At 71.5% G+C, this 25,944-nt stretch carries 26 protein-coding genes and 1 pseudogene; 11 read left to right on the forward strand and 16 right to left on the reverse strand.

What is annotated here, in order from left to right; all coding sequences use genetic code 11:
* Complete coding sequence (locus BBK82_RS31385) at positions 1–780, forward strand: metal ABC transporter solute-binding protein, Zn/Mn family (RefSeq protein WP_065918221.1); 780 nt, start codon at positions 1–3, stop codon at positions 778–780.
* Here the strand turns inward: BBK82_RS31385 and BBK82_RS31390 are convergent.
* Both BBK82_RS31390 and BBK82_RS31395 read right to left on the reverse strand, forming a co-directional pair.
* A complete protein-coding gene (locus tag BBK82_RS31390) occupies positions 770–2,401 on the reverse strand; it encodes an AMP-binding protein (RefSeq protein WP_237047676.1) in 1,632 nt (543 codons plus the stop codon). The two genes, BBK82_RS31385 and BBK82_RS31390, sit on opposite strands and share 11 nt — an antisense overlap.
* Positions 2,398–3,468, reverse strand: a complete 1,071-nt coding sequence (locus tag BBK82_RS31395; protein ID WP_065918222.1) for a CoA transferase — start codon at positions 3,466–3,468, stop codon at positions 2,398–2,400. The genes BBK82_RS31390 and BBK82_RS31395 overlap by 4 nt, the downstream gene beginning before the upstream one ends.
* A 207-nt stretch (positions 3,469–3,675) precedes the next feature.
* Here BBK82_RS31395 and BBK82_RS54630 point away from each other — a divergent pair, with 207 nt between their 5' ends.
* Together BBK82_RS54630 and BBK82_RS31405 are read left to right on the forward strand one after the other, a co-directional pair.
* Complete coding sequence (locus BBK82_RS54630) at positions 3,676–3,888, forward strand: hypothetical protein (protein WP_065918223.1); 213 nt, start codon at positions 3,676–3,678, stop codon at positions 3,886–3,888.
* A gap of 147 nt (positions 3,889–4,035) precedes the next feature.
* The gene (locus BBK82_RS31405; protein ID WP_218920387.1) at positions 4,036–5,142 is read left to right on the forward strand and encodes an acyl-CoA dehydrogenase family protein; all 1,107 of its coding nucleotides are present in this window, start codon (positions 4,036–4,038) and stop codon (positions 5,140–5,142) included.
* Here the strand turns inward: BBK82_RS31405 and BBK82_RS31410 are convergent.
* The 7 genes and pseudogenes from BBK82_RS31410 to BBK82_RS31440 all read right to left on the reverse strand — a co-directional run bounded on the left by BBK82_RS31410 (position 5,111) and on the right by BBK82_RS31440 (position 13,673).
* Positions 5,111–5,881 (reverse strand): hypothetical protein, encoded by a 771-nt coding sequence (locus BBK82_RS31410; protein WP_065918225.1) that lies wholly within the window; start codon positions 5,879–5,881, stop codon positions 5,111–5,113. The two genes, BBK82_RS31405 and BBK82_RS31410, sit on opposite strands and share 32 nt — an antisense overlap.
* Positions 5,878–7,020 (reverse strand): MFS transporter, encoded by a 1,143-nt coding sequence (locus BBK82_RS31415; protein ID WP_154697604.1) that lies wholly within the window; start codon positions 7,018–7,020, stop codon positions 5,878–5,880. Before BBK82_RS31415 ends, BBK82_RS31410 begins: the two co-directional genes overlap by 4 nt.
* Positions 7,021–7,067: 47 nt before the next feature.
* Positions 7,068–7,613: a vitamin K epoxide reductase family protein gene (locus tag BBK82_RS31420; protein WP_065918226.1), complete on the reverse strand. Its 546-nt coding sequence runs from the start codon at positions 7,611–7,613 to the stop codon at positions 7,068–7,070.
* A complete protein-coding gene (locus BBK82_RS31425) occupies positions 7,610–8,416 on the reverse strand; it encodes a DsbA family protein (RefSeq protein WP_237047677.1) in 807 nt (268 codons plus the stop codon). The genes BBK82_RS31420 and BBK82_RS31425 overlap by 4 nt, the downstream gene beginning before the upstream one ends.
* Before the next feature lie 156 nt (positions 8,417–8,572).
* Positions 8,573–10,782: pseudogene (locus BBK82_RS31430) on the reverse strand (heavy metal translocating P-type ATPase).
* A gap of 6 nt (positions 10,783–10,788) precedes the next feature.
* Positions 10,789–12,678 carry a bifunctional copper resistance protein CopD/cytochrome c oxidase assembly protein gene (locus BBK82_RS31435; protein WP_065918227.1) on the reverse strand — a complete coding sequence of 630 codons (1,890 nt, stop codon included), beginning with the start codon at positions 12,676–12,678 and terminating at the stop codon, positions 10,789–10,791.
* Between the two features lie 251 nt (positions 12,679–12,929).
* The gene (locus tag BBK82_RS31440; RefSeq protein WP_065921490.1) at positions 12,930–13,673 is read right to left on the reverse strand and encodes a zf-HC2 domain-containing protein; all 744 of its coding nucleotides are present in this window, start codon (positions 13,671–13,673) and stop codon (positions 12,930–12,932) included.
* 64 nt (positions 13,674–13,737) lie between these two features.
* On the opposite strand from BBK82_RS31440, the gene sigC reads away from it, so the two are divergent.
* The 3 genes from sigC (at position 13,738) to BBK82_RS31455 (ending at position 15,733) form a co-directional block, all read left to right on the forward strand.
* Positions 13,738–14,313: an RNA polymerase sigma factor SigC gene (gene sigC / locus BBK82_RS31445; RefSeq protein ID WP_065918228.1), complete on the forward strand. Its 576-nt coding sequence runs from the start codon at positions 13,738–13,740 to the stop codon at positions 14,311–14,313.
* A 169-nt stretch (positions 14,314–14,482) separates the two neighbouring features.
* Positions 14,483–15,031, forward strand: a complete 549-nt coding sequence (locus tag BBK82_RS31450; protein WP_065921491.1) for a sigma-70 family RNA polymerase sigma factor — start codon at positions 14,483–14,485, stop codon at positions 15,029–15,031.
* A 450-nt stretch (positions 15,032–15,481) separates the two neighbouring features.
* Complete coding sequence (locus BBK82_RS31455) at positions 15,482–15,733, forward strand: ATP-binding cassette domain-containing protein (protein ID WP_154697606.1); 252 nt, start codon at positions 15,482–15,484, stop codon at positions 15,731–15,733.
* A gap of 75 nt (positions 15,734–15,808) precedes the next feature.
* Here BBK82_RS31455 and BBK82_RS31460 read toward each other — a convergent pair whose 3' ends face one another.
* Both BBK82_RS31460 and BBK82_RS31465 read right to left on the reverse strand, forming a co-directional pair.
* The gene (locus BBK82_RS31460) at positions 15,809–17,248 is read right to left on the reverse strand and encodes a PepSY-associated TM helix domain-containing protein (RefSeq protein WP_065918230.1); all 1,440 of its coding nucleotides are present in this window, start codon (positions 17,246–17,248) and stop codon (positions 15,809–15,811) included.
* A 248-nt stretch (positions 17,249–17,496) separates the two neighbouring features.
* Positions 17,497–18,258 (reverse strand): class I SAM-dependent methyltransferase, encoded by a 762-nt coding sequence (locus BBK82_RS31465; RefSeq protein ID WP_065918231.1) that lies wholly within the window; start codon positions 18,256–18,258, stop codon positions 17,497–17,499.
* A gap of 188 nt (positions 18,259–18,446) precedes the next feature.
* Between BBK82_RS31465 and BBK82_RS31470 the strand changes: the two genes are divergently transcribed.
* Positions 18,447–19,103 (forward strand): carbonic anhydrase, encoded by a 657-nt coding sequence (locus BBK82_RS31470; protein WP_065918232.1) that lies wholly within the window; start codon positions 18,447–18,449, stop codon positions 19,101–19,103.
* An 11-nt stretch (positions 19,104–19,114) separates the two neighbouring features.
* Here BBK82_RS31470 and BBK82_RS31475 read toward each other — a convergent pair whose 3' ends face one another.
* A complete protein-coding gene (locus BBK82_RS31475) occupies positions 19,115–19,822 on the reverse strand; it encodes a GAF and ANTAR domain-containing protein (protein ID WP_237047678.1) in 708 nt (235 codons plus the stop codon).
* 327 nt (positions 19,823–20,149) lie between these two features.
* Between BBK82_RS31475 and BBK82_RS31480 the strand changes: the two genes are divergently transcribed.
* Positions 20,150–20,605: a hypothetical protein gene (locus BBK82_RS31480; protein WP_065918233.1), complete on the forward strand. Its 456-nt coding sequence runs from the start codon at positions 20,150–20,152 to the stop codon at positions 20,603–20,605.
* 164 nt (positions 20,606–20,769) lie between these two features.
* Here the strand turns inward: BBK82_RS31480 and BBK82_RS31485 are convergent, their stop codons facing one another.
* Positions 20,770–21,750, reverse strand: a complete 981-nt coding sequence (locus BBK82_RS31485) for an acyl-CoA dehydrogenase family protein (RefSeq protein WP_065918234.1) — start codon at positions 21,748–21,750, stop codon at positions 20,770–20,772.
* A 149-nt stretch (positions 21,751–21,899) separates the two neighbouring features.
* On the opposite strand from BBK82_RS31485, the gene BBK82_RS31490 reads away from it, so the two are divergent.
* Entirely contained in the window at positions 21,900–22,553 is a 654-nt protein-coding gene (locus BBK82_RS31490) for a fasciclin domain-containing protein (protein WP_065918235.1), read from the forward strand.
* 215 nt (positions 22,554–22,768) lie between these two features.
* Here BBK82_RS31490 and BBK82_RS31495 read toward each other — a convergent pair whose 3' ends face one another.
* Together BBK82_RS31495 and BBK82_RS31500 are read right to left on the reverse strand one after the other, a co-directional pair.
* Positions 22,769–23,503 carry an anti-sigma factor gene (locus tag BBK82_RS31495; protein WP_083268283.1) on the reverse strand — a complete coding sequence of 245 codons (735 nt, stop codon included), beginning with the start codon at positions 23,501–23,503 and terminating at the stop codon, positions 22,769–22,771.
* Positions 23,504–23,540: 37 nt separating this feature from the next.
* On the reverse strand, positions 23,541–23,894 hold the full coding sequence (locus tag BBK82_RS31500) for a sigma-70 family RNA polymerase sigma factor (protein ID WP_065918236.1): 354 nt from the start codon (positions 23,892–23,894) through the stop codon (positions 23,541–23,543).
* A 92-nt stretch (positions 23,895–23,986) separates the two neighbouring features.
* Between BBK82_RS31500 and BBK82_RS31505 the strand changes: the two genes are divergently transcribed.
* A complete protein-coding gene (locus tag BBK82_RS31505) occupies positions 23,987–24,427 on the forward strand; it encodes a DUF4394 domain-containing protein (protein WP_237048448.1) in 441 nt (146 codons plus the stop codon).
* 122 nt (positions 24,428–24,549) lie between these two features.
* Positions 24,550–25,470, forward strand: a complete 921-nt coding sequence (locus BBK82_RS31510; RefSeq protein ID WP_154697607.1) for a hypothetical protein — start codon at positions 24,550–24,552, stop codon at positions 25,468–25,470.
* Positions 25,471–25,785: 315 nt separating this feature from the next.
* Here BBK82_RS31510 and BBK82_RS50740 read toward each other — a convergent pair whose 3' ends face one another.
* Complete coding sequence (locus BBK82_RS50740) at positions 25,786–25,923, reverse strand: hypothetical protein (protein ID WP_154697608.1); 138 nt, start codon at positions 25,921–25,923, stop codon at positions 25,786–25,788.
* Positions 25,924–25,944 lie beyond the last annotated feature (21 nt).

The raw sequence follows: 25,944 nt of genomic DNA on the forward strand, positions 1-25,944 counted from the left end.
GTGAAGATCAAGCTCGTCGTGCTCGGCGCGGTGTTCGCGCTGACCGCCTGCGGTGGCGGTGCGCAGCCCGCGGCGCCGAACGGGTCCTCGGACGCCCCGGCGGGCAAGAAGGTCGTCGCGGCCACGGCGTGGGAGGCCGCGCTGGCGAAGGCCGCGGGCGCGACCGACGTGAAGGTCGTCGTGCCGGCGACCGTGGCGCACGCGGCCGACTACGACCCCAAGCCGTCCGACCTCGCCGCCGTGGCCGGGGCGGATCTCGTGCTGTACGCGGAGTTCGAGGGGTTCGCGCCCAGGCTGAAGGAGGCCGCGGGCGGGTCGGCGAAGGTCGAGGTGGTCAAGCTCGAGAACGCGCCGGAGGTGGTGCGCGCCGAGGTGCTGCGCCTGGGAGGCCTGCTCGGCACGACGCCGGCAGCACAGGAGTGGTTGAAGAAGTTCGACACCACGCTGGCGGACGTCAAAGCTCAGGTGAGCGGTGCGTTCGCCGGTGGCAAGGCACCGAAGGTGGTCAGCCAGGCGTTCGTGGCCTACATGGCCGCGATCACCGGTGCCGAGGTCGTCGGCACGTTCGGCCCGCAGCCGGTCACTCCGGGGCAGCTGGCCGAGCTGTCGGGCAAGCAGCCGGATCTCGTGTTCGACAACGTGCACATGTCGACCGGCACCGTGCTGCCCGGCTCGTCCGCGAAGCAGGTCAAGATCATCAACTACCCCGGTGCGGACCTGGACCTCCTCGGCGTCTTTAAGACCAACGCCGAGGAGATCACCAAGGCCCTCAAGGCCTGACCAGCTCCTGCACGGCGCGGCGGTCGACCTTGCCCGCCGCGCCGAGCGGGAGCGCGTCGACCACGACCAGGCGCTCGGGGAACTTGCGCGGTTCCAGGCCCTGCTCCGCCAGGTGCGCGGTGAGGTCCTGCAGCGTCGGTGCCGGTTCCGCCACGACGCAGGCGCACAGTCGTTCGCCCAAGACCTCGTCCGGCACCGGAACGCACACCACGTCACGCACCGCGGGGTGGGTGGCGAGCAGGGCTTCGACCTCGGCGGGGCTGATGTTCACGCCGCCGCGGATGATCACGTCCTTGCGGCGGCCCACGACGTGCAGGTAGCCGCCCGCGTCGATGCGGCCCAGGTCGCCGGTGCGCACCCAGCCGTCCGGCGTGCGGTAGCGCTCGTTGAGCTCGGGTGCGCCGACGTAGCACATCGGGGACATCGGGCCGAGCGACACGATCTCGCCGACCTGACTGGGCGGGACGTCCCGCAGCGAGTCGTCGACGATCCGCAGCCGCGCCACGAACGGGTTGGGCCGCCCCGCGGTGTCCGCGTGACTGGGCGGGTCGTCCAGGGCGGTGTGGCAGTTGACGCCGTCCGCCGAGCCGTAGACGTTGACCACCGTGCAGCCGAGCGTGTCGCGGACCCGTGCGGCGGTCGTGGCGTCGAGGGCGGCACCGCCCAGTGCGACCACTCGCAGGCTTGCCGTGTCGAACCGGTCGAGCTCCGGGCTGTCGATGATCATCCGCAGCATCGTGGGCACCGCCAGCACGTGCGTCGGGCGAGCGCGTTCGATCATCGACAGCGCTGCGGTGACGTCGAACTTGGGCAACAGCACGAGAGTTCCGCCATGCACCGCGAGCGTGACCGACGTGCCGTTGCTGCCGTAGGAGGACGCGAGCGGGACCATGACGAAGTTGCGCAGTTCCGGGTTGCCGCCCATCAGTTCGCCGATGAACCGGCCACGGCCGCCGATCAGCGCGTTGTGGGAGTACAGCACCATCTTCGGCGCCGCCTCGGAACCGGAGGTGACCAGGATCCGCGCGGGACCGTCGGGGTCGGGGCAGGCGGGGGAGAAGCGGGCCGCGTCGGCGGCCAGCAACGCCGTCACCGGAACGCATCCCGCGGGAACCGGGCCGTGACCCGCCGCGATGACGGTCCGCAGCTCGGGCAGTTCGCCCGCCAGCGCGCGGGTGCGCTGGGCACAGGGGTAGTCGCCGTAGAAGGTCGTGGTCACCACCGCGACCGCCCCGGAACGGCTGAGCAGGCTGGCCGCCTCCTGGTCGCCTCGCCCCACCGGGTACGGCAGCGAAATCGCGCCCAGCGCGGCGATCGCGAGGTCGAACGCACACGCCAGCCTGCCGTTGGGCAGCTGGATGCCGACGACGTCGCCCTGCTCCACGCCCATGCCCGCCAGGCCCACCGCGAGCGAACGGGCCATCAGGTCGAGCTCGGCGTAGCTCAGCTCCCCGTCCGCGTCGACGATCGCGGTGCGGTCCGGTCCGGCGAGGACGTGCTCTCTGAACAGCGAGTGGAGGTCGCGGTCGCGGTAGAGGCCTTCGGCGGCCCAGCCGCGCCGGAGCTCGTAGGGCACCAGGTCGGCCAGGTGCTTCACGACGGGGGCTGCGGCGAGCGTCACTGGAACCTCCACGGGGAGACGAGTGCGGGACAGCCGCGGTCGTCGCGGCCCACAACGGCGGCGAAGCGGGGATCACCCGGCAACGCCGCGAGATCGGTGACCACGTCGACACCCTCGACGCGGCCGTCGACGGGAACGCGGAAACCCGGGGCGGGGCGGCCGTTCGTGCCGGCGAGCAACGCGCTCGCGGCCCCGAGCAGGCTGCTCTCGACGGCGACGCCACGGCCGGTGAGCCGCCGGGTGAGCACACCGGCGAGCACCGCCTCGGCGCCGATCAGACCGCCGAGCACGTCCACCAGGGTCATCAGCGACGGCGCGGGGTCCTCATCGGACGGACGGACGAGCTCGGCCAGGCCGGTGCGCGCCTGGACCATGAAGTCGGTGCCCAGCGGGACGTCCGGCAGTTCACCGCCGCCCCAGCCGGACGTGTAGGCGTAGACGATGCCGTCCGGGAGGTCAGGCGCCGCCAGCCGCCACCTCTCGGCGTTGCCGGGCGCCCAGTTGTGCAGGAACACGTCCGCGTCCGCGAGCCGGTCGCGCAGCCGTTGCCGGTCGGCCGGGTCCTTCAGGTCGATCTCGACGGCGCCCTTGCCGCGGTTGAGCGCCAGCCAGCGGGCCGAGGTGTCCTGGCACATCGGGGGCATGCCGCGCAGGGGATCGCCGCCGGGTGGCTCGACGCGGATCACGGTGGCACCCAACAGCCCCAGCAGGTGCGCGGCCAGCGGTGCCTGGATCCGCCGGCCTGCCTCGAACACCACGAGGTCCGTGCCGTTCGTGCGGGTGGCCGGGCCTGCTGTGGGGCGGATGCGCCACGGGGTGGCGATCGGTTCGACCGGGGCGTGCAGAGCGCAGACGCTCGCACCACTGACGGCGGCGACTTCGGTGATGTACCGGAACGTGGCGGCGCGGGTCGCGGTGTGGAGTGCTTCGGGGATCGGGGCGGTCGCCGTCGCATACCGGAACTGGTAAGGCTTCCAGCCGCCGCGGACCGCCGCGCCGTCGGTGCCGAGCCCGTTCCAGAACGCCGCCCAGACCTCGGGCACCAGCGCCTCGACCTCGAACCGCACGCCGTCGGCGCTGACGAACGGCGGACCGCCGGGCCGCAGTCGACGGCCTCCGCCTCGTCCGCTCCCGCGGCCGCCAGGTACTGCGAGATCGTCAGCAGGGCCGCCTCGGCAACGCTGGTCCGGACGCGGGGTTCGCCGCGCAGGACCGCCGCCAGCAGCCCGGTCATCCCGAGCACACCCGCCGCCGTGCCGCAGAGGTCGACGCCGATGCCACGCGGTGAGCCGGAACGCCTGCCGTGCACGTGCATCACGCCGCACGCGGCCTGGACGGTCGACTCGTCGTGCAGGCCGGGGACGGTCACCGGCCCGGCCCAGTCGACGATCACCTCGTGCCGGTCACCGCCGCGCAGCGTGACCACCGCCTCGGCCGCGTTGTGCGCGGTTCCGCCGTGGACCTCGGCTCCCAAGGCGCGCAGATGAGCGCGCATCAGGCGTGCCGCCGCGCTCGTGCCCGAGACCGACGCGGTAGCGCCCTCCAGAGCCGAGGCTTGCACTGCTGTGGCTTCCGTCATGACCTAAGGGTCGGACGCAGAGCCATTCGGGTTCCCACGATGGTGTGATGTGTGCGTGACAGGTGACAGCAGGTTGCGGCAGTTCGTCGACGAGGTCGTCATCCCCGCCGAATCCGAGCTGGACGCGGGCGGAGGCCTCGACCTGCGCGAGCTCGCGCGGGATGCCGGGCTGTGGGCCCGGCCGCTCCCCGCTGAGCTGGGCGGGGGAGGCCAGTGCCTGGCCGGCTACTTCGCGGTGGCCGAGGACGAGGGTCGCAGCGACCACGGCCCGGACGTGGTCGGCTCGTCGAGCCTGCTGACCGTGCGGATGCTCACCGCGCACGCACAGCCGGAGCTCCGGGACGCCGTGCTGACCGATCTGGTGGCCGGTCGGGTGCACGTGGGCTACGCGATGACCGAGCCCGGCGTCGCGGGCTCCGACCCGTCGGGGCTGCGGACCACGGCCGAACGCGGCGCCGACGGCTGGTGGACTGTGAGCGGGCGCAAGTGGTTCACCAGCGGCGCTGCCCGCGCGGACCTGGTGCTGGTCGTCGCACGCACCGGTGATGCCTTCTCGGTCATCGCTGTGCCGGCAAGGGGGATCCGGGTCGAACGGGAGCTTGACGTGCTGGGCACCGGAGGGCAGCACGAGATCTCCTTCGACGCGGTCCGGGTGCCGCCGACGCACCTCGTGGGCGAACCGGGCCAGGGCCTGCGGCTGGCGGGCGAACGTCTCGCGCTGGGGCGGACCCTGCGGGCGTTGCGCTGGACCGGGCAGGCGCAGCGATGCCTCGACCTGCTCGCGGACCGGGCGGTGTCGCGGGTGCTGGGCGACGGGGTGCTGGCCGACCGCCAACTGGTGCAGCGGCTCGCTTTCGAGTCGGAGCTGGAGGTGCGCTCGGCGCGACTGCTGACCCGTGAGGCCGCCGCGCTGGTCGCTGCCGGCGAACGAGCCCCGGTGGAGGTGAGCTTGGCGAAGGTCGCTGCCGCACGGGCGTTGAACACCGCCGTCGACGCCGCGATCCAGGTCTACGGCGCGGAAGGGCTCACCGCGGCAACGGGTCTGCCTCGGCTGCTGCGTGTCGCACGGACCGCCCGCATCCTCGACGGCGCGGACGAGCTGCACGTCACGACGACCGGGCGGAGGCTGCTCACCAGGCGTCAGGTGGCACCAGGCCGGTGACGACGGCGGCACCGAGGAAGGTGAAGAAGTCGCCCCACACCACCTTCAGCCCGGTCATGCCGTCGTACTCCGCGCCTTCCGGCAAGCTGCGGAGCAGCCGTTCGCCCTCGTCGCGCCGACCCGCCTTCAAGAACGCGACGGAGGCGATCGCCACCGCAGAGCTGTCCTCTGTGGACAGGCTGAAGTTCCTGCCGGGCTCGAGCATCAGCCAGGCCTGGCCCCGCGGCCAGTCCGGGTCGAGGCTCCGGTGCGCGTCCCGGTGCCGGCGGGCGATGTCGTGGTGGCCGTGGGCTTCGAGCAGGGGCACGACCCCGGCAGCTCCATCCGCGCGCACGGGAGGACCGTCGGCGGCGAGCGCGGTGCCCCACGGGATCGCGCCGAGCTCCTGGTCGAAGTCGCCGGCGAGGCTGTCCGCCACCTTCGCCGTGCTGGGGCGCGGTGCGACGAGGCCCAGCCGTTCCGCGCCGCTGCCGTACCAGAAGATCATGCCCCGCAGGACGGTGTCCGCGTCCGCCCACACGTCGAGCCGGTCCCGCACCGGTCCGACGCCCCCGGCTCCGGTGGCGAGCTCGCGCAGGGTGAGCAGTCCGGCCCAGAACCCGCCCGTCCACGACCCGCGAGCGGAGGTCTTCCACCGTCCGTCGTGGAGGTAGAGCGGAAACCGTTCTCCCACCGCGGCTTCGGTCTCGTCGACCTGCTCGCACATCCGGTGCACCAGGTCGTGCGCCCAGTCGCTCACACCGTCACCGCCGTGCGCCGCGTGACCAGGAACGCGATCCCGGCCGCCACGGCGAACGCCGCCCCGACGGTGACCCACAGCCAGGTGTAGCCGGCCCGGCTCACGACCAGCCCGGTCACCGGCGGCCCCACGGCGAACCCGCAGAAGAACCCGGCCGACGCCACGGCCGCCGCGCGTCCGGCGAGCTTCTGCGGCACGGCCCGCATCACCGCGACCATCGACACGGCGTTGCCCGCCACCGCGAACACCCCGATCCCCGCCGCGCCGAACCACACCAGCCAGTGCGCCACGTCCGCGAAGGCAACCACCGCGACCGAGACGACGGAACCCAGTCCCAGCAACGGCAGCACCGCCGCGGGATCGTCCGCCTTGCCCGCCGCCCCGCTCCACCACACCCGGCCCGCGATGCCGACCAGCCCCATCAGCGCGATCAGCCAGGCCGCGACCGGTGCGGGCAACTCCAGCCGGTGCACGCCGTACAGGGCGAAGAACGTGTTCACCGACGCCAGCCCGAACCCCAGCGCGAGCGAGAACGCCGCCAGCGCCCGTACCCGGTCACCGACGCCGTCACCCGATCCGCTCTTCGCCGGCGGCGTGGGCACCGCGAGCCGTGCGGTGGCCGCAGCGCCGGCCAGGCACAACAGCGCCAGCACTCCGACACCCCAGCGCCAGTCCACCACCGCCGCGGCGGAGGCGAGCGGCACACCCGCCACGAACGCGCCGAGCTGCACACCGGACTGCTTCCAGCCGGTCACCGACCCGCGGTGCTCCGGCGCCACAGCCGCCAGGACCACCTTGTTCGTCGCCGGGTTCGCCAGCGCCTGCGGGACACCGCCCAGCGCCACCCCCACCGCGATCCACCAGGCCGACCCGGCGACGGCCAGCACCGTCAACGCCACCGCGCTCACCACGAACAACCCGACCAGGCTGCGTTGCGGCCCCACCCGGTCGACCAGCGACCCCGCGGGCAACGACAGCAGCGCCGCCACCGCGAACCCGGCCGCCACCAGGGCGCCGAGCTGCCACTCGGTCACCCCGAGCTCGGTGACCAGCACCGGTCCGAGCGCTCCCAGCACGAACAGCTGCAGCATCGACACGGCCATCGCGGCCGTGGACACCGCGGTCACGACGGTCCTCACCCTCCACAGGTCGGATGGCGGGGCGGAGGAGTTCCGGCGAGCCGCGATCAGACCAGGCTGACCCAGTAGTCCCAGAACTCCGCCAGCACCAACGCCACGATCACCGCGTACCACAGCGTGAGCACCGTGCTGTGAAAACGGCGCACCGGCTCCAACCGCGGCCAGGTGTCGAGCGTCGTGTACCAGAACAGCGGGATCGTCACGATCCACACGACCAGGCAGTACGGGCACAGCGCGTGGATGTCGTAGAGGCTCGCGGCGATCAGCCAGTGCATGAACACCACGGCCAGCCCGGTGCCGGCGTTCAGGGCGATCCGGTACCAACGCGGGGGCTCGAACCCCGCCAGGACGGCGACCCCGGTCGTCACCACGACCGCGAACCCGGCGATGCCGAGCAGCGGGTTGGGGAAGCCGAACACGGCCGCCTGCGGGCTGTCCATCACCGACCCGCAGGACACCACGGGGTTGAGCGAGCAGGTCGGCACGTACGACGGGTCACGCAGCACGGCGATCTTCTCCAGGGTGAGCGCGGCGGCGCCGGTCAAACCGAGTCCACCGCCCACCACGTACAGCCACGCCAGGGCCCGGTTCATCGGGCCAGCGCCTCGTCGATCTTCGCGCGCAGCTCCGTGTCGATGTCGGCGAAGGACTGGCCGGACGGCTCGAACTTCTCCCCGTTGAGGAAGAACGCCGGGGTGCTCCGCACGTCGAGCTTGCGGCCGTCGGCCAGGTCCCGGTCGATGACGGCCTGGACGTCGGCGGACGCCATGTCGGAGCGGAACTTCGCCGTGTCCAGCCCGGCGGTGGCGGCGAACTCCTCGAACAGCGTGACCGCACGGGCGCGGTCGGAGCTGATGCTCTGCCCGTCGACCGCCCAGCGGTCGAAGTTGTCGTACAGCGCGTGGTACATCTCGGCGTACTTGCCCTGCTTCGCCGCCGCTTCCGCGGCCTGCGCGGCGGGAACGGCGAGCGGGTGCATCTCCAGCGGCAGGTTCCGCGTGACGATGGTGATGCGGCCCTGGTAGTCCTGCTCCAGCTTCTTGGTCACGCCGTTGTAGTGGGCGGAGCAGGCCGGGCACTGGAAGTCGAGGAACTCGACCAGGGTGACCTTGTCACCGTCGACTTTGGACAGCGTGTGCGCGCCCGCCGGAACCAGCGCGGCGGAAGAGTCGTTCTCCGCGCCGCGCTGGGACAGCAGGATGCCGCCGAACACGGCCACCGCGAGCACCGCGATGGCGGCGGTCAGCACCACGTTGAGCGACACGCCCTTGCGGGAGGTCACCGGGTTCGGCTTCTTCTTGGTCTTCGTGCGGGACATCGCGTTGGGCCTCTGGTTCTCCGGGAGTTCCTTGCTGCTCAGGTAGTCGGAGGAGAACCCGCGTAGTTCCCGCGTCATCGGGTGGAATTCCTCCGCCCACGATGACGGTCGCTCCCTGTGCGGCGAGGTCGGCCTTCGTCCGGTGGTGGGTGGTCGCGTTGCGCCCGCGCACGCCGGGCGAGGTCGGATCGGTGTAGCGGCCACCGCCGGGCACCTCCCCGGTTCGGTGCCGGTCTACAGGTCGGTCCTGGCGCCGCCCGGGTTCCCGCGCAACCGCAGGCTGTTCGCCACGACCAGCACCGAGGACAACGACATCGCGGCACCGGCGATGAGCGGGTTGAGCAGACCGAGAGCGGCCAACGGGATCGCGGCGGCGTTGTAGGCGAACGCCCACACCAGGTTGCCGCGGATCGTCGCGAGCGTCCGGTGGGACAACGTGATCGCGTCGGCGACCACGGCGAGGTCCTCGCGCACGAGCACGATGTCGGCGGCGTGCGCGGCGATCTCGCTGCCCCGTGCCATCGCCATGCCGAGGTCCGCCGCGGCGAGCGCGGGACCGTCGTTGATGCCGTCGCCGACCATCGCGACCCGGTGCCCGTCGCGGCGCAACCGCTCGATCGTCGCGACCTTGTCCGCCGGACGCACGCCGGCGATCACGTCGGTGATCCCGATGTCGTCGGCGACCGCGCGGGCGGCGTCCTCGTGGTCGCCGGTGAGCAGAACGGTGCGCAATCCGAGGGCGTGCAGGCGGTCGACGGCGGGACGTGCGGACGGCCGCACCGCGTCCTGCAGGGCGATGCCGCCGACCACCACGTCGTCGCGGGCGACGAACACCCCCGTCGCGGACCCGAGCGCGGCCGACCACGCCAGCGCCTGCGCGGCAGCGCGATGTCCAGTCGTGCCATCAGATCGCGCGAGCCGACGTGCACGAGCCCGTCCTCGACCCGCCCCCGCGCGCCTGCTCCGACCAGGGCCTCGAACCCGGTGACGGCAGGCCGATCCCCAGTCGCCGCCGCGATCGCCACGCCGATCGGGTGCTCCGACGCGGCCTCCACCGCCGCGGCCCACCGCAGCACGTCGTGCTCGCCGTGCGCGGAGAACGAGGCGGTGCCGGTGACCCGCATGAGACCGGTGGTGACCGTGCCGGTCTTGTCGAGCACCACGGTGTCGATCACGCGACTTGCTTCCAGCGCGTCCGGTCCCTTCACCAGCACGCCCAGCTGTGCGGCCCGCGCCACGCCCACCATCAACGCGGTCGGAGTGGCCAGTCCCAAAGCGCAGGGGCAGGCGATGATCAACACCGCGACCGCCGACGTGAACGCCTCGCGCGTGGTGTGCCCGGTGAGCAGCCAGCCGGCCAGCGTGAGTGCCGCGAGCACCAGCACGACCGGCACGAACACCGCGCACACCCGGTCGACCAGCCGCTGCACGCGTGCCTTGCGTTCGGCGGCTTGCTGGGCCAGTGCGCGCATCTGGGCGAGCTGGGTGTTGGCGCCCACCGCGGTGGCCCGCACGACGAGGCGACCGGACCGGTTGATCGTGCCGCCGGTGACCTGGTCACCGGGGCCGACCTCGACCGGGACGGGTTCGCCGGTCATGGAGGAGGCGTCGACGGCGGAGCAGCCGTCGGTCACCACGCCGTCGGCGGGCAGGGCCTCGCCCGGCTTCACCACGAGCAGATCGCCGGTGACGACCAGAGCGGCCGGCACCGCTGTCTCCACGCCGTCGCGCAGCACCCGCGCGTCCTTGGCCGCCATGCCCGCCAGTGCTTCGAGCAACCCGGCCGCGCTGCGCCGTGACCTGACCTCGAAGTAGCGGCCTGCGAGCAGGAACGTGGTCACGCCCGCCGCGACGTCGAGGTACACCGCGTCCGCGCCGCCGTCGGTGACACCGAAGCCGAGCCAGTAGCCCGCACCGGACGAACCCGCGACGAGCGACCACACCGCCCAGCCGGACGAGGACAGCACGCCCAGCGACACGAGGGTGTCCATGCTGGAGGCTCCGTGCCGCAGGTTGCGCAGCGCCGCGCGGTGGAACGGCCAGGCCGAGTAGGCCACGACCGGCAGCGCCAGCAGCACGCACAGCAGCTCCCAGCCGGGGAACCGCAGCGTCGGCACCAGGGCGAGGCTGATCGACAGGTTGCCCAGCGGGATCGCCAGCACCGCGGCGACCACGAGCCTGCGCCGCAGCCCGGTCACGACGTCGACGGCGGTCGAGTCCCGCCCGGCGGGACTCGCGTCGTAGCCGGCGTTGCGCACGACCTGCACGGCGTCGTCGGCGCCCATGCCTTCAGGCAGGTGCACGATCGCGCGTTCGGAGGCGTAGTTGACCGTGGCGCGCACACCGTCGACCTTGTTCAGCTTGCGTTCGATGCGGGTGGCGCACGCGGCGCAGGTCATGCCCGACACCGAAAGCTCGACGGACAGGTCCGCCGTGGTGGTCATGATGAGTCAGTTCCTTCGTCCGGAGAGTTCGGCGAGCATGGCGTTGTAGGCGGCCAGCCGGTCGTCGTGACCGTGGTCGGCGGAGCGGTCGAACCGCACGGCCTCACGCCGGTCGGCCCGCGCCCACTGGTGCAGCAGGGCGATGACGACGACCAACATCGGTACTTCACCGGTGGCCCAGGCGATGCCGCCGCCGAGCCGCTGGTCGGTGAGCAGGTCGGGCAGCCAGGTGAGGTCGAGCGTGCGGTAGAAGTCCTCGGCGATGAGGGTCTGCTTGTTCATGAGGATCACGCCGAAGAACGCGTGGAACGGCATCACGGAGAACAGCAGCCCGAGCCGCGCGAGGTGCGGCAGCGTGCGCGGCGCCCGGTCGACCCCGATGACGAGCCAGAAGAACACGTAGCCGCTGACCAGGAAGTGGATGTTCATGAGCTGGTGCGCCCAGTGGAACCGCATCATCTCCCCGAACAGGTCGGAGAAGTACAGCACGTAGAACGAGCCCACGAAGACCACCGCCGCCACCGCCGGGTGGGCGACGGTGCGCGCGGCCCGGCAGTGCACGAGCGCGGTGACCCACTGCCGTGATCCGGGCGGCAAAGCCCGCAGCGCCAACGTGATCGGCCCGCCGAGCACCAGCAGCACCGGCGCCAGCATGTTCAACGCCATGTGCGCCACCATGTGCGTGCTGAACATCCCGGCCGCGTACCGGCCCAGACCGGACGAGGTCATCACGAGCACCACCGCGCATCCGGCTGCCCACGCGACTGTTCGCCCGAGCGGCCAGCTGTCGCCTCGGTGTCGAAGCGTGCGCACACCGGCCAGGTAGACGGCGGCCGCGAGGACCGCACCGAGCCCGAGCACGAGGTCGAGCCGCCAGCCGAGGACCAGTTCTGCCGCGGAAGGTCCGCCCGGAAGTTCGAAACCGAGCACGGTTTCTTGCGGCGAGGGCCGGGTCAACCCCCACGCGGGTGGCACGAGGTGGGCAAGCCCGGTGGAGGCGGCGAGCACCAGGCCGAGTCCGACCAGTTCGACGCCGAGCGGGCGACGCGTTCCCCACCGCGCCCGCAGCAGCGGGATCACGGCGACCACGGCCAGCTTGATGAGCAGCAGCGCCACATATCCGCCGGTCAGGCGAGCAGGTCCGACGAGTACCGCGCCTGCCACTCCGCCGCTGAGAACGAGCACGACCGCACAGACCGTCGTGAGCCGGTGGTAACGCCTCACGACCTCGTCGGGTGACGTGGCGCCGGGGGAGTGGCGCAGGTAGCCGCGCAACGCGACGAGCGCGCCTACCCACACCGCGGCGGCCGGGATGTGCCACACCATGGCGTTGGTCGCCACGTCGTGCCACGCCCCGTTCGCGACGTGTCCGACGATGACCGGAGCCAGCACGCCGATGAGCGCCGGTCCGAGCAACAGCACGGAGTTGACCCAGGTCAGCGTCATCCGCGTCCCGGCCGCCACCAGTCCGGCCGCCACGGTCGTGACCAGCCAGGCCTTGGGCTCCTCGGTGGCCGCCACCAGGCCCGGCAGATGGCTCAGCGCGACGCTCACGGGCTGTCCGGTGGCGTCGGAGACCGACAGCACCACGGCCACGGCTGCCGCGACGACCCACACCGCCGCCGCGGTCGCCGCGATGCGGACCGCCGCGTACGCGTGCGCGGTCAGCTTCGTGCGACGGGCCGGAGCGGGCACCACGAAGGCACCGAACACCAGTGCGCCCAGCGTGATCGTGGCAGCGGCGTTGGCGAGCGTGCGCACCAGCCCGAACGCCAGCGAGGTGAGTCTGCCCGGGTCACTGTCGCCGAGCGCCGCGTGCACATCGCCCGCCCAGAACACGACAACGGCAACACACACAACGGAAACAGCCGACGCGACAACAGCGGCCCTGCTCACCCTCACACCGGTACCAGTCGGGCATTCGGCCCCCGCGGTTCCCGGAGAACCCAACCTCATCCGCCGGTGTGACCGACACGACTGTTCGAAGTGGACATTTCCGCGCGTGCGGGACGGGAGGTGGCGAGTCCCCCGACCCGCCACCTCCACTCACCCAACCCACCGGTACAGGAGCGACACCGGCACTCAGGTAGTCGATCAGAGATGCCCAGCGGTTCCCGCTCCGTGCGTTGCCGGCTCCAGGTGGCGGATCAGGCGGCGCGGCGTTTGCTGACCGGACGCAGCCGGATGCGGCGCTGGGGGCCAGACCGCTCGGCGCGTTCCGGCGTGGCCGAGGTGTCTCCCGCGATGTCGTCGGACTCGCCGTGCGTGAGCGGTGTGCGGCCGCCGGGTCCGCGGTTGCCGAAGTGCACGAGCGCCAGCAGCCCCAGGCCGACGACCAGGAGCGTGTGGCTGAGCACACGGCCGGCGGTGGCGGTGCCGCTGAGCAGGTCGCTGGCGGAGTAGGGGATCAGGACGGCGACGAACGCGCCGACGACGGGCAGCATCCCGGACGTCGCGGCCGGGCGGAGCGCGGTCCACAGCAAGCCGAGGCCGATGGCGAGGTTCCAGGCGGTGCTCTCGTTGAACAGGTGGGCGCTGTCGACGCCGGTCGGGTGGCCGCCGTGTGCCGAGGCACCGCTGGTGCCGAGGACCTGGGCCATGCCGAGGGTGAGCTGCGCGACCGCCACACCGCCGAGCAGGGCCCGCGGTGTCCAGCCTCGCGGCGCCGGGGGCGTGATCGGGGGCGCGGCGTCCAGGATCGCGGCGGTCAGGTCGGGTACCGGGGTGGCCGGCCTGATGCGGAGCGTCCGCGTGAGTGCCGCCGCGTTGTCGTGCCACACCTGGCACGACGTGCAGGTTTCCCGGTGTGCGTCGACCTCGGCGGCGGGTACGCCCTCAGGTTCGCCGTCGAGTCGCGCGGACAGAGCTTCGCGGCAGGTGTAGCAGTCCACACCGAGATTGTCGGCTACGAGGCGCGAATAGTTCCCGGCGAACTCTGAGTTACGCTCCACCACCGTGCCGACTTCAAGGGGTGACGACGACGCGGTGACAGCGAGCGCGCTGGCCGCCGGCGCCGGCGATCGTGACGCGCTGGAGCGGTTCATCCGCTCGACGCAACGGGACGTCTGGCGCTTGGTCGCGCACCTCGCCGGCGTCGGGGTCGCGGACGACCTCACCCAGGACGTCTACCTGCGGGCGCTGCGCAGCCTGCCGGGCTTCGAGGGCCGGTCGTCGGCCAGGACGTGGCTGCTGTCCATCGCCCGCCGCACCGTGGTCGACCACATCCGGGCGAAGGTCGTGCGCCCGTCGATCGCCTGGTCCGCGGACTACCAGCAGGCCTCGGACACCGGTCAGGCCGCGGAGCACTCGCGGTCCGCCGGGTTCGAGGACGTCGTCGAGCTCAACCTCATGCTCGCCGGCCTGGCTCCCGAACGCCGCGAAGCCCTGCTGCTCACCCAGGTGCTGGGACTGTCCTACGCCGAGGCCGCGGAGGTCTGCGGCTGCCCGGTCGGAACCGTGCGGTCCAGGGTCGCCCGCGCGCGGGAAGATCTGGTCAACGGCCGCGACCACGAGGACGTCGACGTCGTCTGAGACACCGGTGACGGCAGCAACTCGCCGCACCGTCCACAGCAGACCAACACCCGTGCCGACGGTGAGCCGAGCGATCGCCACACCCGCACGTGCGGTTCCGGCTCGGTCTTGCTCCGCGTGGAACGCGCTGAACCCGTTCCGTGCGGCGGCCGTAGTCCTCGGTGTGAGGATGCCGCGTCGCGACGACGCCGACGTCACCGCTCTGGCACTGCGCGCCGGGGCGGGGGACCGTGCCGCCGCGGAGGACTTCGTGCGCGCCACCCAGGCCGACGTGTGGCGGTTCGTCGCGCACCTGGCCGCCGATGCGCGCTTGGCCGACGACCTCACCCAGGACACCTACCTGCGGGCGCTGCCGTCGTTGCCGCGGTTCGAGGCACGCTCGCCCGCCCGCACGTGGTTGCTCACCATCGCCCGCCGGGTGGTCGTCGACCACATCCGGTCGGTGCGGGCCAGGCCCCGCGTGCACCACAGCGCGGAGGTGCCGGAGCCGGTGGAGCCGGGCTTCGCGGACCGCGTCGCGCTCGACGACGTGATCGGCACGCTGGACCCGGAGCGCCGTACCGCGTTCGTGCTCACCCAGCAGCTCGGTTTGTCGTATGCCGACGCGGCCGAGGTGTGCGGGTGCCCGGTCGGCACGATCCGGTCCCGCCTGGCGCGGGCCCGCGAAGACCTGGTCGCCCTGCTGGCCGACAACCGCTCCGGGCGGCGCATCTCCTGAACTGCCCGGGAACTTCTCCGTGCCTTCGGGCTACCGATTCGGTGTGACCACCAGATCGCCCATCCGCCGCGCGGTGTGCTGACACTGGCGGCGGCATTCACCGTCTCGCTGGCCGCCTGCGGTAGCGCGGGTTCCGCCCCGGACGCGGCGAAGGAGACCAGCACGCCCGCAGCGCCACCGCGGCTCCCACCGGCTACCCGCTGACGATCGAGAACTGCGGCCGCAGGCTGAGCTTCGGCCAGGCGCCGAGCCGGGTGCGGCTCAACGGTGCCTCGGTGGCCGAGGTGGAGAGCTTTGTCGCGCTGGGCATCCAGGACAGGGTCGTGGCGAACAGCCAGTCCCGCGGCGTCTCCGCCGACCCGTCGATGGTGGCGCAGGTGAAGGCCGTCCCGGCCGGTGGCCTCACCCTCAACGACAACTAAGAGCCCGCACGCGGAAGAAGGTGTGGCGGTGGAGGTCGTGACCATGGGCCGCAACCCGCACAAGGGCGTGCTGGACCGGGAAACCACATCAGACCGCCAGATCGTCGAGAACGCACTGGACCGCGTGCGGATGCTGTGGCCCGCCGACCGCGTCTTCGCGACGCTGTCCGGTGGCGAGCGCCAGCGCGTCCTCGCCGCCCGCGCACTCACTCACCCGGCAAGCTCCGGTGGGTGGCTGAGCTGTTCGGCGTGGAGAGCGCGATCGTGCCGCACCCGCTGACCGGCAGACCGGCAGACCGCACTTCGTCACGGCGTCCAGGGTGGTCAACCCCCGGTGATCCACCGGCTTCCGCGCTCAGCTCTCCACAACCGCTGGCGTGCGCTCCTGCTTGCGCGACCGCACGATCCCGATGATCCCGTCGAGGACCAGGAACGCCAGGAGGCTGATGCCGAGCAACGGCATGGCGATGCCCACGGCAATCAGCACCAGCGGTGCGGGGATGACGAACCACAACGGGAGCTGCTGCCACCCACCCCGCTTGGGCGCCGTGCCGACGGGCGCACGGCGGTCGGCACGGGTGGGGCGGCGCTGCCACCACATCCGGTAGCCGAAGAAGATCAGCGTCAGGATGGTCCCGGCCAGCAGCAGGAGTGCGATCTGGTTGGCCAGGCCGAACAACAGACCCATGTGCGCCAGGATGCCCAAAGTGGACAGCTTGGCCGGCAACGGCCGGTCGGCGAAGTCCGCGCGGGCGGTGACGTTGCCGGTGGCGGGGTCGACGGCGGCCCTGTCCTGGCGGATCGGCCAGAGCTGATCTGTCTGCCCGACGGACCAGGCGGTCCCCGGTGCGGCGGCCGGTGCGATCTCGACGGGTCCGTCGAGGCCGGCCCCGCGACCGGCGGCGAGCACCGTGTCGAAGGTCTTGGCGTCAACGGGTCCGGTGCTGCCCGCGGTTCCGGTGTGCTCCGAGTGCTCGCTCGGCGCGGTCCCGGCCGACGTGGAGCCGGGCAGCGCGGTGTCGAGGGCAGGGGCCTTGGCGTTCAGGGCGGTCAGCACGGCGGTGAAGTTCTCGCCGGCGTAGTTCGACCAGGTCAGTCCGGTGGCCGACAGGAACAGCGCGCCGACCAGAGCCCAGACGCCGAGGCTGGCGTGCCAGGAGCGGCTCTTGCGCACACCCTTGGCGCCCTTCTCCGGCACCAGCAGGGCCCGCACCCGGCGCTGGGCGGTGCGGCGGCGGGCGATCCAGAGCACGAGGCCGACGAGCGCGAGCACCCACAGCCAGCTGGCGGCGAGCTCGGAGTAGAGGTTGCCCACCGCTCCGAGCTGCAGGTCGCGGTGGAACTGGTCGAGCCACGTGACGGCGGGCGTCGATCCCGCCCAGGTCGTCAGCTCGCCGCGCACCTCGGCGGTGTACGGGTTGACGTAGACGGTCTTGCTGTACTCCTCGGCCAGACCGGGAGCGGCGAACACGACGCGGGTGGTGGCTTCCGGGTCGTCGAAGACCTGCACCGCGGTCACCGTGCCCTCGGGCAGGGAGGCTTGAGCTGCCGCGACCTGCTCGGAGACGGGACGGGCGGTGCCCCCGGGCTCGACCCACAGCTTGTCGCCGTAGAGGACGTCGTCGATCTGCGGTGCGAACGCGTAGAGCATGCCGGTCACGGCGGCCACGACCAGGAACGGCCCGATCAGCACACCGGCGTAGAAGTGCAGCCTGCGCAGCAGCGGTACGACCGAGATCTGGCTGGTGCGGGGTGTCTCGTCTGTGCGTTCGAGCTCGAGCGGGGGAGCGGACATCGGGGGCACCTCTGTGGTGGGGACGGATTGCGGGGGTTGGAGCAGTAGTCGTCCACGAACCCCGTTCAGTTCCCACGTTTTCCGAGCACGACTCAGCGCGGTCGGACGGTCACGGCTCCCGTCCCACGTGGTGGGAGGAGGCGGCCGTGCAAGCCGCCCCACCCCGCTTCACCAACCTGTACCGGCACCGGGGTTGGTGCCGACACAGACCTAGTCGGCTCAAGTGGCGCCCCGGTTCCCGGAGGTTTTCAGCGCACGGCGACCAGCACGTGGTCGTCGCCGTACTGCCAGACGACTCCGACGTCGCTGAACCCGGCTTGCAGCAACGCGTCCTCGTGCCAGCGAACGCTGAGGTCGTTGCCGTGGCTGCCCGCTCTCGTGGTCAGCTCCTCCTCGGTGAACATCCGGCGCAACCCGGTGTCGGCTCGGGCCTGCTCCCACCAGGTCGCCCAGTCCTCGTTCGCGAGAACGCCCGCACGTTCGGCATGGCGATCGCGCACGAACTCCGCCAGCTCCCGCAGCGCCGGCTTCTCGTGGTAGAGGTGGTCCCCGTTGACCAGCACGCCTCCGGGGCGGATGACGGCGGCCAGGTCGTGGTAGACGCTCCGCAGGCGATCGGGTTCGAGCCAGTGCAACGCGGTGGTCGACACGGCGGCGTCCCACCGGCGCCCGGCCGCGAGCTGGTCCACCCAGCCCGGCGTGCCCAGCTCGGTGAGCACGTAGTCGATCGGCGCCTCGTCCGGGCGAGCGTGACGGGCGAGGCCGAGCAGGAACGGGTTGACGTCGACACCGACGATCTTGGCGTGCGGCACCCGCGCGTGCAGCCGGGTCGACAACGATCCCGGTCCGCAGCCCAGGTCCACGACGACCGGCGCCTCGACGGCCGCGCACACCCGCTCGACCACGTCACCGATGACCTGGAAGCGCTCCTCGCGTTCGGCGATGTAGTGCTCCTGCTGGCGGTCCCAGCGCTCGATCCACGCCGTCGCGACGGCCTTCTGGTCAGCCATGCCTGATCTCCTCTGGTTCGTGTGTGCCGAGTTCGGCGGCGTCGACGAGCGCCGCGGTGGTGAGCGAGCCGCGGGTGTCGCGCGCACCGACCGATCATGCTCGAACTGCTCTCCGAGGACCGGACCCGATCGGCGCCGACAGGGCGGCACAGGCGGCTGAGGCCGGCGAACTGGCATAGGGTCCAGTCATGGCCAAGATCGAGTCCTCGGGTCCTGCTGGAGCATTCGAGCTGCTGCTCGCCGGTAACCAGCGCTTTGTCGCCGGTACCCCGGAGCACCCGAACCAGGACGCGGCCCGCCGCGCCGAGATCGCGCCCGGCCAGCGCCCGTTCGCGGTGTTGTTCGGGTGCTCGGACTCCCGGTTGGCCGCGGAGATCATCTTCGATCGCGGCCTGGGTGACCTGTTCGTGGTGCGCACCGCCGGTCACGTGGTGGGTGCGGAGGTGCTGGGCAGCATCGAGTACGGGGTCGGTGTGCTGGACAGCCCGCTGGTGGTGGTGCTCGGCCATGACTCGTGCGGCGCTGTGGCGGCCGCGTGCGCCGCCTTGGAGAACGGGGTGACGCCGGCCGGGTACGTGCGGGACGTCGTCGAGCGCGTGACGCCCAGCGTGCTCGCCGCGCGGGCGGCAGGTCGAGTGGAGGCCGACGAGATCCTCGCCGAGCACGTGCGGCACACGGTCGACCTGTTGCTGGACCGGTCCAAGGTGCTCGCCGAGCGCGTCGCTGCCGGCCAGGTCGGTGTCGTGGGTCTTTGTTACCGGTTGGCTGATGGCGGCGCTCAGGTGGTCGCAGCCCGCGGGCTCGACGTCGCGGTCGACTCCGCGCAGTCCCGTCGGTCGGGTTGACGGTTCAGCGGTCAGTTGGAGAACTGGTCGAGGTGCAGTTGCCGGTGCAGCACCGATCGGGCGACCTCGAGCAGTGGCTCACCCGAGCTGAAGGCGTGCGCCCTGAGCCGCACCAAGGCGTCGTCGACGCTGATCCGCAGCTGTGCGGCGAGCATGCCGGCTGCCACGTTGACGTCGTCGTAGTGGCCGGGCGTGTCCACCTGCGCCCAGGGCGCGCCTCCCTCGGGCGACGCGTCGGTCAGCAACGCGGTGGTGGCCAGGTCCGCGAGCACGGCCGCGTCGGCCAGCCGGTCGGACGGCAGGGCTCCCGGCCGGCGCCGGTAGAGGTCGAGCGTGCCCAGCCGGGCCGTGCCGGCCTGCAGGGGAAATGCGAACACCGCACCGACACCTGCCCCGATGGCGGTGCTCATGAACCCCGGCCACCGCTGGTCGGCCTGGTCCAGGTCGGTGACGAACACCGGACTGGCCGTGGCGAACGCCTCGACGCCGGGACCGTCACCGGCGGAGTACTGCAGTTCTTCGAGCCCGCCCGCCCACGGGCCGCTGGCTGCGGCCAGCTCTTGGGCCGGCCCCGCCGAGCGCAGCGAGATCGCCCCGCCATCAACCCCGACGACCTGCACCGCGACCTCGCAGACGACGCCCGCCCACCCGGTGAAACCACGCTCTGCGCCGCGTGCGGTGATGAGCCCGCGGAGTCGCTGAAGGCGTCGACCGTCCACCACCTCGCTACCCCCGTGCTCCACACGGGATCACACTTCGACGCACAGGAGTTCCGCCCAGACCGTTTTCCGGATCGTGTGCCATGTGACGCTTCAGTCGCTCGCATTCATCGGTCGACCTGAGTCCTCTTCGGTGAAGACACCAAAAACCCTGCATTACCCCGTGTGCCGAATCTGAAACGACCGCATTCCCGCGTTGACCGGTGGGCCCGACGTGGACGCGGATTCGAGCGCGGTCGAGGCGACCGGCAACCGCAGCACCACCCTGGTCACCCGGTCGGGGACGGCGACGAGCCGGATCGCCTCGAAAGCCGCAGAATCAGAACCGTGGATGCAACGGACAAGGTGCTGTTGATCGACGTGGAGAACGCGGTCGGACCGAACCAGCCGCGTCCTCGTGTGCTGCGCACGAGGGTGAGCGCGCTGGTGGCGGCGGCCGGGCCGGTTCACCACGTGATGGCCAGCTACAGCCATCAGGATGCGCATGAGGACTTCACGCTGAGCGTGCTCGCGGAACTCGGTGTCGCGGCGTGGAGAGTCCCGCGGCACGCCAACGCCGCCGAACACGCCTTGCTGTGCCATGCGCGCTACGCCCACCAGCAGGGCTGCCGCAGCTTCGCCGTCGCGTCGGCTGACCGCGCGTTCACAGCGCTGGGCGACTACGGGGACTTCGAGGTCTTGATCTGGGAGGACCAGCCGGTCTCGGCCCGGTTGCAAACCTGTGCGCGCCAGGTGGTGCGGGTGCCGCGCCCGGTGCTGACTCCGGTCTGCGCGGTTCGGTGAACGGCACGGCGCCCGGCCCGAGGTGATCGTCTCGGGCCAGAGGCCGTGTGCCCGGTGCAGCACCGGCTTCAGGCCCGCGGTAGCCGCCGGTGACGGACATCAGTCGAACCCCGTGGCGAACTCCAGCGCTTCGAACGACAGCGTTCGAGGTCCCCGCCGGGGTGTCAGTGGCAGAACCGGTCGAGCAACGCGGACCTGATGCCCGGTCGCGACCCGAACACGAGCAGGAAACCGGCTTCGCGCAGCAGCCGTTGTCCGTGGTCGTGCGCCAGTACCGCACGGCTGCCGTTGTGCACGACGAGTGCCGCCGCCGCCCTGAGCGCGAGCTCGGTCGCGTTCGCTCGGGCCCGCGGGACCGCATCTGGCTGGGCACCGACCAGTGCGTCCCTGACCGCGTCGAGCTCAGCGTGGCCGAGCGCGGCGAGCTGAAGGGCGCGGCCGGCCACACCCAGCGCGAGTGATCCCGTGAACCGCACCGACTCGGGGTCACCCTTCAGATGCTCCGCCCTCGACACGGTCGACGTGACCCGCTCGTGCGGCACGAACAACGACTCGACCTCCATCGTCACCGTCCGGCTGGCCTGCACCGCGACCATCTCCACCGGCACCACGGTGACCTCTGCGCTGTTGACGGCGTCGACCAGCGCCCAGACCAGCAGGTCGTCATCAGTGCGGGCCGCGATGTGCAGCACGTCGACCATGCCCCACCCGGTCACCCATGGCGCCGTGCCGTCGAAGAGCCATCCGCCGTCGACCGGGGTGGCGCGCAGCGACGGTGGTCCCGGCCGCACGGCGGCGCCCGCGGCAAGTCCGGCCCGGATGCGGCCCGCGGTGAGCTCGGCGAGGTAGCGCGTGCGGAGCGGCTCGTTGCCCGACTCCGCGACCGCCATGACCGCACCGTGGTGCTGCATCCAGACGAAGGTCGTGGTGAGGCAGCCACCGGCGATCGTCTCCACGATCCGTTGCACGGCCGGGTAGTCCGGCACGTCCAAAGTGGAGTCCGGTGCCGCCAGTCCGTAGAAGCCGTGCTCCGCCAACAGGTCGAGGTGGCTGCCCGGCACCCGGCCGGCACGCTCGACCTCAGGCGCGGCGGGGAACAGCACCTCGTCGGCGATCCGCAAAGCCACTGTCAACGCCTCAGCCATGCGTGCCATCGTCGCAGTGGCCGGCCGCGTCGGCATTGGACGAATGTCGCTCTCGTTGGTAACAGGTCGGTAACCAGACCCATCCGGTCGTCCTGGGGTGGCGAATCACGAGCAGCAACCGCCCGAACACCCCTTGGAGATGTCCTGTCATGAACAAGACCGTCCGCAACACCGTCCTCGCCGCCGGCGCCGTTTCGCTCGCAGTGTTCGGCGCGGCGTGCGGCTCGGGCGACATGGCGAGCAGCAGCTCCTCGACCGCTCCCACCTCGGCGACCTCGATGGCGCCGTCGTCGCAGGCGATGGCCGACCCGGCCGCGAACCTGGTGGGTCCCGGCTGTGCCGACTACGCCAAGCAGGTCCCGTCCGGCGCCGGTTCCGTCTCCGGTATGGCGGCTGACCCGGTGGCCGTCGCGGCGAGCAACAACCCGCTGCTCACGACGCTGGTCAGCGCCGTGTCGGGCAAGCTCAACCCGAAGGTGAACCTGGTCTCGACGCTCAACGGTGCCGAGTTCACGGTGTTCGCGCCGGTCGACTCCGCGTTCGCCAAGATCGACGCCGCGACGATCGAGAAGCTCAAGACCGACGACGCGCTGCTGACCAAGATCCTGACCTACCACGTGGTTCCCGGCCAGATCACGCCCGACAAGATCGCCGGCGACCAGAAGACCGTGCAGACCGGCACCGTGAAGGTGACCGGTTCGGGCAACGCGTTGAAGGTCAACGACGCCAACGTGGTCTGCGGTGGCGTGAAGACCGCGAACGCGACCGTCTACCTCATCGACTCGGTGCTGATGCCCGCCTGACATCTCCAGGGCAGCAGTACCGCGACTCCGGGAACCGCGCTGTGCAGGCGGTTCCCGGAGTTGTTCGCGTCTGCCGCCGGCACCGGGTCCACGTCATGGCGTCCGGTGTCGCCACGTCCGACGACGAGGACGTGATCGGTCACATCCAGGTCTTCGGTGTCGGGTCGAACCGGACCGGGTCCGGTCAGGCGGGGGTCCGTTCAGGCGAGGTCCGCTCAGGCGAGGCTGACGGTGATGACCGGAGGTCCTGTCGGGCTCGGCGATCCACCCGCGGGCTCGACCGTGAGGATGACTTCGCCGACGCCGCCGATCCCGGTCACGAGCAGCGATGCCGCTCGGCCGGCCGGGTCCGGCGTTCCCGCCGGGCGCGGACCGCGGTCGTCCACCAGCCACAGCTGGTAGACGCGGTCGTCCGGCAACGTGCGCAGGCCGTCTGCCAGGAAGAGCATCTCGTCGCGGCTGCGGGACACCGCCGCGGTACCCGGTGGTTGTCCTGCGGTGACCAGCCGCAGGTCCGGCGCGGCCAGCAGGTCACCGATCCGGGTGTGAGGAGAGGCGGCCACCGGGATGGTGGTCGTGGTGCTCAGCGTGGCGTGCACACCGGCCACGGCCGCGGCGGTCGCACAGGCAGCCAAGACGAGCCCGGCGGCTCGCCGAAGACCTTGGCGGAGCGAAGCGACCGCCTCTACTTCGGAACTCGGCGGCACCTGCCGCAGTCGCCGCACCGCCGCCAGCACGCGACTCCGCAGGACGCCCGGACTGGCGGCGTGGTCGACAGCGCTGCCGAGCCTGGCCGCGGTCTCCCTCAGCCCACCGGCTTCTTCCGCACAACCCCGGCACCTGTCCAGGTGCGCTTCGAACTCGACCCGCTCGGCGTCGGGCAGCGCGCCGAGTGCGTGAGCACCGGTCAGCAGGTGCGGGTCGATCGCCCGTGTTCTTCCCGGTTCCACGCCTGGTCTTCGAAGCCGCCGGGTAGCCGGATTGCCGTCAGGTCCCCCGCTGGACGCCCATCTCCTCCATGGCCAGCCGCAGGGCCTTCAGTCCGAAGTGGACTCGGCTGCGCAGCGTCGCCGGTGGCACGTCCAGCTCGGTGGCCACCTCGCGGTAGGACCTGTCACGCAGGTAGGTCTCGACGAGGGCGGTCGCCTGGTCCGCGCTGATCCGCCGCAGTGCGATCTGCACCAGCCGCCGGTCGATCGTCGTGCTCGTGAAGTCGGAGCTCGGTTCGCCGGCCTCGACGACGGCTCTACCCGCCGCTGCCATCCGCCTGTCGTGGCGCAGCCGCGACCTGACCTCGTCGATCACCACGTTGCGCGCGATCGCGAACAGCCACACCCGCACACCGGCGAGCTCGGGGTTGAAGCGGCCGGCCCGACTTCAACCCGGCCGTCGACCGCATCCGGCTGGTCACCACCGGCGGCCAGAACCTGCGCCTGCACCCGGACACCGGCGTCGTGGCCGCGGTGGACACCCCGCTCGCCTACGCCCCGGCAGACCGCGCCGCGGGCAGCACGCCCCAGGTCTCCGGAGCCGGGTACACCAACAGCGTGGCCGGCGCGACGTCGACCACGCTCTACGACCTCGACAGCCGCACCGACACCCTCGTCACCCAGGGCACGGCCGCCGGCGTCACCCCGGTCGTGTCCCCGAACACCGGACAGCTGTTCACCGTCGGCAAGCTCGGCCTCGACATCGACCGGACCAACGGCTTCGACATCGCCACCGTGAACGGACGCCAGCACGCCATAGCCGCGGTGCAACCCGGCTTCTCGCTGCTGGGCGGGACGCTCCTGGTCAAGGTCGACCTGAGCAGCGGGCGCGCCACGGTCGTCGGTGGCGCCGGCGGCAACGTCGTCGGACTGGCCTTCGCCTGACCAACGCCGAAAGGCCGCCGCGGAGCGCGGTCGGGGCGGCCTTTCGGACGGTGGGTCAGAGGGAGGCCCTGCTCGGAACGCGCTGGTTCATCACCGTGTGATTGTCACTATGTGTTGTCCCTATGGGCGCATGGTCATGTCGCAAAGTAGTCAAGATTAGAAGTTTCAATTTAATTCACATCGCTGAGCTGCGAAAACAAAAATCTCCACTTTCGAGTGAACCGGCCCGCTGGGGGCATCGAATACCTCGATGTACAGGTGCTCATTCGTCGAAGGGGGGTGAATACATGAAGTTGACTTGTTCCGCAACACTGCGACGGGCGCTGGGAGTGGCTGGGTTCCTGATCGGGTTCGGTCTGCTCTCGGTGGGAGTGGCGAATGCCGATGACGGTGAACCCTCCGGCCTGCTGGGCGGAGTTACCACTCTGCTCAGCCCGGTGACCGAGCCGGTGCTGGCACCGCTGGCGCCGATCGTCGGTGCCGCGACGCAGGCCTTGGACCCGGTGCTCGAGCCGCTGCGGCCCGTCACCGCCCCGGTGCTCACCCCGCTGGTGCGCACGGTGCAGGACGTGCCGGTGGTGCCGCGGATCGTTGATCCGCTGACCACCCGCTCATCCGCGCCGGGGACGGTGCCGCCGCCGGTTGTGGTGCCCGTAGCGCCAGCAGTGCCAGCGGTGTCGCAGGTGCCGCAGGTGCCGGTCGTCGTGCCGGAGGTTCGCACTGTGACCTGGCACGACCGAGTTGTGCATGACCGAGTTGTGCACGACCGGGGTGTGGTTGCTGTTCCCACGCAACGGCAACAGTTCGATGCACCTGAAGTGGCGCCACCGATCGAGGCGCCGTCCCAGCCGTCACCTGACGTGCCGCTCGTGATGCCCGGCACGACAGGATCGGCGTCAGCGGGTGGATCGGCGGGTCCCGCTGCCGGGGATCTTCCCGCTGCGGCCGGAGTCCGTCCGAACGACGAGTCGCTCGTCGTCACCGCAGCTGACCAGGTTCACGGGTCGTGGTGTTACTACTACGGCCGAAGTCATCCCAGTTGACCAGTCCTGCCAACCAAGCCGACCAGATCACCAAGCTTGCTTGACAGGAAGGTTCGACATGCACAGCTATGTGCGACGCGGTCTTGTGGCCGCAGCGTTCTCAGGGGGCTTCCTCCTGTTCGGAACAACGATGGCGAGTGCTGACGCGGGTGACAACGGCCTGCTGGGCGGCGTCGGCGACGTGGTGCACTCCGTGGTGAACGGTGGCAACGGCGGTGACTCGGGCAAGGGCGGCAACGCCACCAGCTCGAACAACGCCACATCCGGGAACTCGGGCAACTCCGGGAACTCCGGAGCCACCGGCGGCAACAGCGCCTACGGACTGTGCGTGCTGGCGGAGTGCCACACCACGGTGAGCTCGGGCGACTCCGGCAACACCGGTGCCACCGGCTCGACCGGCGACGCTGCCAACCGCAGCACCACGACGGGCGGCAACTCCGGTTCGGCCGGCAACGGTCGAACACCGCGCGGTCG

This window comes from Lentzea guizhouensis (assembly GCF_001701025.1).
GTDB classification, from domain to species: domain Bacteria; phylum Actinomycetota; class Actinomycetes; order Mycobacteriales; family Pseudonocardiaceae; genus Lentzea; species Lentzea guizhouensis.